At 31.6% G+C, this 6070-nt stretch carries 6 protein-coding genes; 5 read left to right on the top strand and 1 reads right to left on the bottom strand.

Annotated features, from left to right (window positions below; genetic code table 11):
- Positions 1 to 327: 327 nt before the first annotated feature.
- Positions 328 to 702 carry a ribonuclease P protein component gene (gene rnpA / locus AC23MC_RS11565; RefSeq protein WP_487568513.1) on the bottom strand — a complete coding sequence of 125 codons (375 nt, stop codon included), beginning with the start codon at positions 700 to 702 and terminating at the stop codon, positions 328 to 330.
- Positions 703 to 837: 135 nt separating this feature from the next.
- Here rnpA and AC23MC_RS11560 point away from each other — a divergent pair, with 135 nt between their 5' ends.
- The 5 genes from AC23MC_RS11560 (at position 838) to AC23MC_RS11540 (ending at position 6040) form a co-directional block, all read left to right on the top strand.
- Positions 838 to 2268, top strand: coding sequence for a hypothetical protein (locus AC23MC_RS11560; protein WP_487568512.1), 1431 nt, complete (start codon positions 838 to 840; stop codon positions 2266 to 2268).
- A 72-nt stretch (positions 2269 to 2340) separates the two neighbouring features.
- Complete coding sequence (locus AC23MC_RS11555) at positions 2341 to 3174, top strand: hypothetical protein (protein ID WP_487568511.1); 834 nt, start codon at positions 2341 to 2343, stop codon at positions 3172 to 3174.
- 746 nt (positions 3175 to 3920) lie between these two features.
- Entirely contained in the window at positions 3921 to 4517 is a 597-nt protein-coding gene (locus tag AC23MC_RS11550) for a hypothetical protein (RefSeq protein ID WP_487568510.1), read from the top strand.
- A gap of 250 nt (positions 4518 to 4767) precedes the next feature.
- Entirely contained in the window at positions 4768 to 5316 is a 549-nt protein-coding gene (locus tag AC23MC_RS11545; protein WP_487568509.1) for an REP-associated tyrosine transposase, read from the top strand.
- A gap of 286 nt (positions 5317 to 5602) precedes the next feature.
- Entirely contained in the window at positions 5603 to 6040 is a 438-nt protein-coding gene (locus AC23MC_RS11540; protein ID WP_487568508.1) for a hypothetical protein, read from the top strand.
- Positions 6041 to 6070: the final 30 nt, after the last annotated feature.

Below are 6070 nucleotides of genomic sequence, written 5' to 3'. Positions count from 1 at the left end.
TCTCGCAAAGCCGCAAAGTCGCAGAGAAGGGTTTTAAACATTGCATTTAATACAAAATCTTCAATGTATAACTCAACGAAATACAAGCTTTGCGTCTTTGCGTGAAGCCTAAAAAAGCGTGATAAAATATAACGTATAAACGATTATTTATCAACGGATTAATTTTTAGTTTCACGCAATATTTCTTTTTTTCTCGCAAAGCCGCAAAGTCGCAAAAAAAATCTTCAAAAAGTTATAGTAAATATAATGCTTTGCGTCTCTGCGTCTTTGCGAGAAATATAAAACGAAAATTTCTCAAAAAACGTACAACAACAATTGAACCAATTTTTACGACTGAATTTCCTTGATAAACTTTTCAAAAAGTTGAACCGTTTTTGCATTTATATCTTCAAAAGTCATTGCTTCTTTGCTTTGATAAAAAAACATGATGGCGTAGTGTTTGTCAAGGTTTTCTAACAAGAGTTTTTTGTTTAATCGATAGCATTCACGCAGCAATCGTTTGTAATAATTTCGATCGACTGCTTTTTTAAAATATTTCTTAGAGACAGAAACGCCAAACTTAATTTTCTCGTCATTTTCCAATTCCACCGGAGCAAAAACCAACCGCAAGGGATATTTGGATACCGATTTCCCATCCGAAAACAGCAAATCAATCTGCTTTTTACTTTTAAGTTTTTCGTGTTTGGAATAGGAAAAAGACATTTTTGTTGGTTTGAGAACGGCAAAGGTACACAAACAGAACAGCTTTTTAAAAAATGATAAAATTTCTATCTTTTTTATTTTTTCAATAGTAGTGCTATTGTGGGAATTATTAATTTAGTAAAAAATTATAATCATATGAAAAAGTTAGTCATTTTAACCCTTTGTTTTTTTACACAATTTATCTTTTCGAATGATTTATTCAACATTAAAATAGAAAAGAATCAAAAAATTCAAGGAACCTTTTCTGCCGAATTAAGCGAAAACTCAACCCTTCATTTTGTGTTTACTAAAAATTCGGACACTAAAAAATTTGAAATTATTCCGGTTTTTGTCGATTCAAATAAACAACCAAAGCAATTGGATATGTTTGAAACTACAGAAATGCCGAGTATTCTTTCCTATCACAAAAATGGCTCTACTGTAACGCTTTCTAATTTTTATGAAAAGAAAAAAGAGTTGCAACGCATCGATTTTGATGTGAATACCGGAAAGTTTCAATCCACAACAACCAAAGATTTTTCTAATCCGAAGAATATTTTTCGATTAAGCAATCAAACGGTTTTTGTTGATTTTGATAAAACTAAAAACAAACTATCAACCACTTCTTTTTCAAATTCAAAAGAAATGAAAGAAGATAAATTTGAATTTTCTCCAACAGAATTCGATAATTTTAAATCATTTTTTGGCGAAACTCCCGAAGAAGTGAACCAAAATGAATTTGTAAAAAACGGTCCGATTTCTAAACGAAAAAGTTATTTAGCTGATAATAAATTGATTTTTACTTCAGAGAAAGACAAAAGTAATATTGAGGTGTTAACCCTTCACCTTGACGGAAGTAAAAAGTATAAATTTACCGATTTCGACTTCAATTATCCCAAAGAAATTAAAGACCAAAATACGTTTGTGGCAAATAATATGCTTCTGTCTGTAGCGGTTTCAAAGGAAGATGTTATGCTGAATTCTTTTGACATGACTACCAAAAAAGCAACAAAAAGCATCTCGTTGCAAAATGATTTTAAGCTTAGACTTAGTGCAGAGAACCGAGAAAAATTTATTCAAAGTGCTGCCAAAAACGCCATGAAACCTACTGTTACGGTTAACAAAACAAAAGACCCAAATAAGTTGTTGGTGGTGCTGGATCGCGTTGACAAAAACAAATATTATTATAACCACAATTGGTGGCATTTTCATTGGATGATGATGCAACAGCAGCAAATGATGCACATGCAAATGCAAATGATGCGGCAACAGCATCAGATGATGCAACAATCGATACCCAGAGGATTTGGTCCCAACATGGATTATTATGATGCACTGGCGATGATGTATACCGACAAAAGCGATCTAAAACCAATCCAATTTGTGATTGATACACAACTTAATCTGGATGAATCTTCGTGGGCCGAAACCATTCATAAACCCATTGAACGCGATAATTATTTCGAAAAATTTAAAGACGATAAATCATACAAAGAATTCACCGCCGGGTTTACTGCAACAGATTTCAGGTATATATATTTTGATAAAAAAGCGGATATGGTTTATTTGAAAATAGAAAATTTATAAACAACCGATTATAATAAATCTTATTTTGACTGAATAGTTTATTCTTTCAATTAGCAATAGAAATTCATTACCATGAAAGTAAAAACCATTCTTTTTGTATTACTAACGACACTATTGATTTCGTGTAAAACCTATACCATTCCGCCTGAAAATTTTAAGAAACAACTTTCTAAAGTTGAAAATCAACATAAAAAAACAATTTATCAAGCGTATGATCTGGACAATTTGGTGGTGTATGATAGTAAGGGAAATGCAACCACGCTGCCCAATTCTCCTGCTATAGAAATGCGGGTTACGCAAAAGGACGGTAAAAAAAACGCCTTCTTTTTTGATACAGTTTTTATAGAAAACGACACGTTGAAAGGAGAAAAATCAAGAATTTTAGGGTTGATAAACCACGTTCAGTTTGATCAAATAACCAAAATAGAAGTGCAAGAAGGAGTAAAAACGCATTACCAACGAAGTGCAGAATTTAAAGTCCTGAAAATTGATGAAAAAGTAGATAGAATGAAGGAAGATTTAGGAGAGTTTACAGAAAAACCCAATTTTCCTATTGATTCTATTGCCATTAGTTCTTCACATTCTGAAAATAGGCACTACGCGGTAGCCAATTTTAAACAAAGCAAAACAGAAATTACCTTTATTTTCTATAAAAATAACAACAACTTAATCCGAATTTTAACCAGAGAAAAAAGTCCGATTGATGAAGAGGTCTCGTATATAAATTCATTATATGTGGATAACAATAAAATTTTTTATGAAAAGAATTTTGTCACTACAAATGAAACAAAAGGAGGCATAAAAAAGGATTATGAATTTTACCAATTCAACAAAGCCTTAGAAGCTCGTGTTTTAAAAGGAGTTTCGTTGGAAATTTATAAGGAATTGGAGAAAATGATTAACTAATTTTTTGCTAAATCATTCTTTGCAAGCATTTCTCACCTTTTTTCAGTTAGGTTAAATATAAAGTAATACGTCGCTGAACGTATTTTACCACGTCCATAGACGTATTCTACCACGTCCCCCAACGTATTAAATGACGTTCGGAACCCCATTTACCACGTCCTCTAACGTATTCTACCACGTTCCGAACTACTTTTACCACGTCTCCTAACGTATTAAATGACGTTCGGAATCCCATTTACCACGTCCTACAACGTATTTTAATACGTCCGGAACCCCTTTTACCACGTCCCCTAACGTATTAAATGACGTTCGGAACCCCATTTAATACGTCTACCAACGTGGTAAAAGTAGTTCGGAACCCAAAAAAAGGAGTTTGCCACGTCAAAAAACCAGTTATTGAACGTGTAAAAAGTAGTTCGGGTCGTGGTGAAAGGGGTTTGGAACGTGAAAAAAGTAGTTGACTAACTTGTAAAAAGTAGTTTTGGATAACTTTTTACCACAATTCAATTTAAGGTATGTTTTTAATTTTATGAAATTTGGTGGAGAATTGTTGAAGTGTTACAAATTTGAGTATTTTTATGGCTGAAAAAGTATTATGTTTATCATACAAATCTATCCAAATTTGGGTGTATTAGTATAATTTTGTTATATATAAACAAGTTGGCAATTATATGAGATCAAGACTGGTTTTAATAACCACTCACCTATAATTTTATTAGTTCTAATATCACATAATTTTTAAGAAAATGAAAAAATCAACATTTATCCTATTATTTATCCTTCTTTCTACAAAGTATATTTCTGCACAAACTACTTATCAATACGATAAAAACGAAAATTTAATCTATTATGAAAATATAATCCATATTTCTGAAAAAGATAAAACTGAATTGATTGAAAAAATTGAAAAGTATTGTCAAGTAAATAAAATGCCCGTTATTTATAAAGATGAAAATGAATTATACACTATCGGGGAAAAAGAACTTGCGTATAAATCGCATTTTTTGATTTTCTACAATAACAAAACAAAAGATGTTATTTATGACTTAAAGTTTTCTTTTAAAGACAATAAATTGAAATATAAAGCTTATAACTTTTTCATAGTTCCTAAAAAAGTTAATATTTATTCAATAGGTTCTGCTGGGGCAATTGGAAATGGTGGTTTTATTGGCAGTTCTGTTACCAGAATTCCAAGAGAAATTCCTAAAGAAGCACTTGAAAAACTTTATAAAGTCGGAAAAAATCATAAAAAATTTAAAATATTTCAAGATTTGGACAAACAAATGGAGGCTTTTGAAAATACTTTAAAAGAATTTATTGAGAAAGAAGATGTTAATTGGTAATCCCCGCTAATGCGAGCGTCACGCTCGTACCCACAAACAAAATCAACTCTTTTTCATTAAAAATTTGACTCTGATTAGTTATATTAGTTTAATATAAACCTATTGTAGAAATTTCTTGGAATTAGATTGCGTGTACGAGCGTGACGCTCGCACTAGCGTTCGTTGTGCCTTTATGTTTTTTCATGACTTAGCCAAATTAAGTTCCGCTCTACTCTAAATAAATTGCAAGTTTTTTTTCTATATTTGAAATATGAGTAGAAAATATAAGTTTGGAGAAGCTACAGGTGCTTACTTTATATCATTTGCCACGGTATATTGGATTGATGTTTTTACAAGAGATGCTTATTTTGGTTGTATAATTGAATCATTAGACTATTGTAGAAAAAATAAAGGAATGGAAATTTTTGGTTATTGTATTATGCCAAGTCACATACATTTAATTTTCCGTTCAGAAACCGGAGATCCTTCTGGATTGATTCGAGATTTTAAAGGATTTACCTCAAGAAAAATGCTCAAAATGATTGAAGAAAACACACAAGAAAGTAGAAGGGAATGGCTTTTATGGATGTTTGAAAAGGCAGGAAAGAAAAATAGTAATGTTAAGCATCGTCAATTTTGGCAACAAAATAATCAGCCTATTGAAATTTGGTCATTAAAAGTTTTTGAGCAGAAGTTAAATTATATACATCAAAATCCTGTTGTGTCGGGTTTTGTTACTGACCCAATTGATTATAAATATAGTAGTGCCAGAAATTATGGAAATGATGATCAAACTATTATTGAGATTGATAGGAATTAGAATGTGGGTACGAGCGTGACGCTCGCACTAGCGATAACCCCTCCAAAGTCTTCTTAGTTAGCACGATGCTCTGCGAGCGTCTCCCGACCTCGCAGCAAAATAATTTCAATTAAATTACAATCAATAAAACAGTAAAACAAAATAGTTTAATGTTCTATATTTCAATTAATTAAAACAACGTTGATTAAAATTATATAACAAATAAAAAAAATTCCATAACACAAATTCTACATTCTTGCACAATCTTTGCTTATCAACTTATATTTAAACATAAAAAGTAAAGATCATGAAAGCAATTAAAGGTATACTGTTAGGGTTATTGTTGACTAGTTTTACTATGGAATCACAAGTTTCTGTCAACGTAAACTTTGGAACGCCACCCGTTTGGGCACCGGCAGATCGAGTTGAGGTTCAATACTACTATTTACCGGAAGTAGATGTTTATTATGATGTTCCCGCAGAACGATTTATTTATATTCGAAATGGTCGTTGGCATCGTTCAGCAGCACTTCCTGCTAAATACAGAGGTTACAATTTAAGAGGGGCAAATGTTGTTTACCTTACCGATTATAGAGGAAATGCACCTTACAAACTTCATAAAACTCATAAGGTAAAATATGGAAAACGTGGTAATGTTTATTTAGTTAAAGAAGCTAAACATAAAGGTCATCGCGGAAAAGGTCATGGAAAATCTAAAGGACATGGAAAAGGTCATAAAGACTAATTATTAGTTTTCCAGTGATTATTTGCACAC

Source organism: Flavobacterium sp. T50_26 (assembly GCF_057652995.1).
Note: the sequence above shows the minus strand (reverse complement) of the source record. Positions and strands in the feature narration are given on the sequence as shown.

Excerpts from the sequence above, each read along its gene's own strand:
- rnpA (WP_487568513.1), bottom strand. The coding sequence starts at position 702 with ATGTCTTTTTCCTATTCCAAACACGAAAAACTTAAAAGTAAAAAGCAG.
- AC23MC_RS11560 (WP_487568512.1), top strand. The coding sequence starts at position 838 with ATGAAAAAGTTAGTCATTTTAACCCTTTGTTTTTTTACACAATTTATC.
- AC23MC_RS11555 (WP_487568511.1), top strand. The coding sequence starts at position 2,341 with ATGAAAGTAAAAACCATTCTTTTTGTATTACTAACGACACTATTGATT.
- AC23MC_RS11550 (WP_487568510.1), top strand. The coding sequence starts at position 3,921 with ATGAAAAAATCAACATTTATCCTATTATTTATCCTTCTTTCTACAAAG.
- AC23MC_RS11545 (WP_487568509.1), top strand. The coding sequence starts at position 4,768 with ATGAGTAGAAAATATAAGTTTGGAGAAGCTACAGGTGCTTACTTTATA.
- AC23MC_RS11540 (WP_487568508.1), top strand. The coding sequence starts at position 5,603 with ATGAAAGCAATTAAAGGTATACTGTTAGGGTTATTGTTGACTAGTTTT.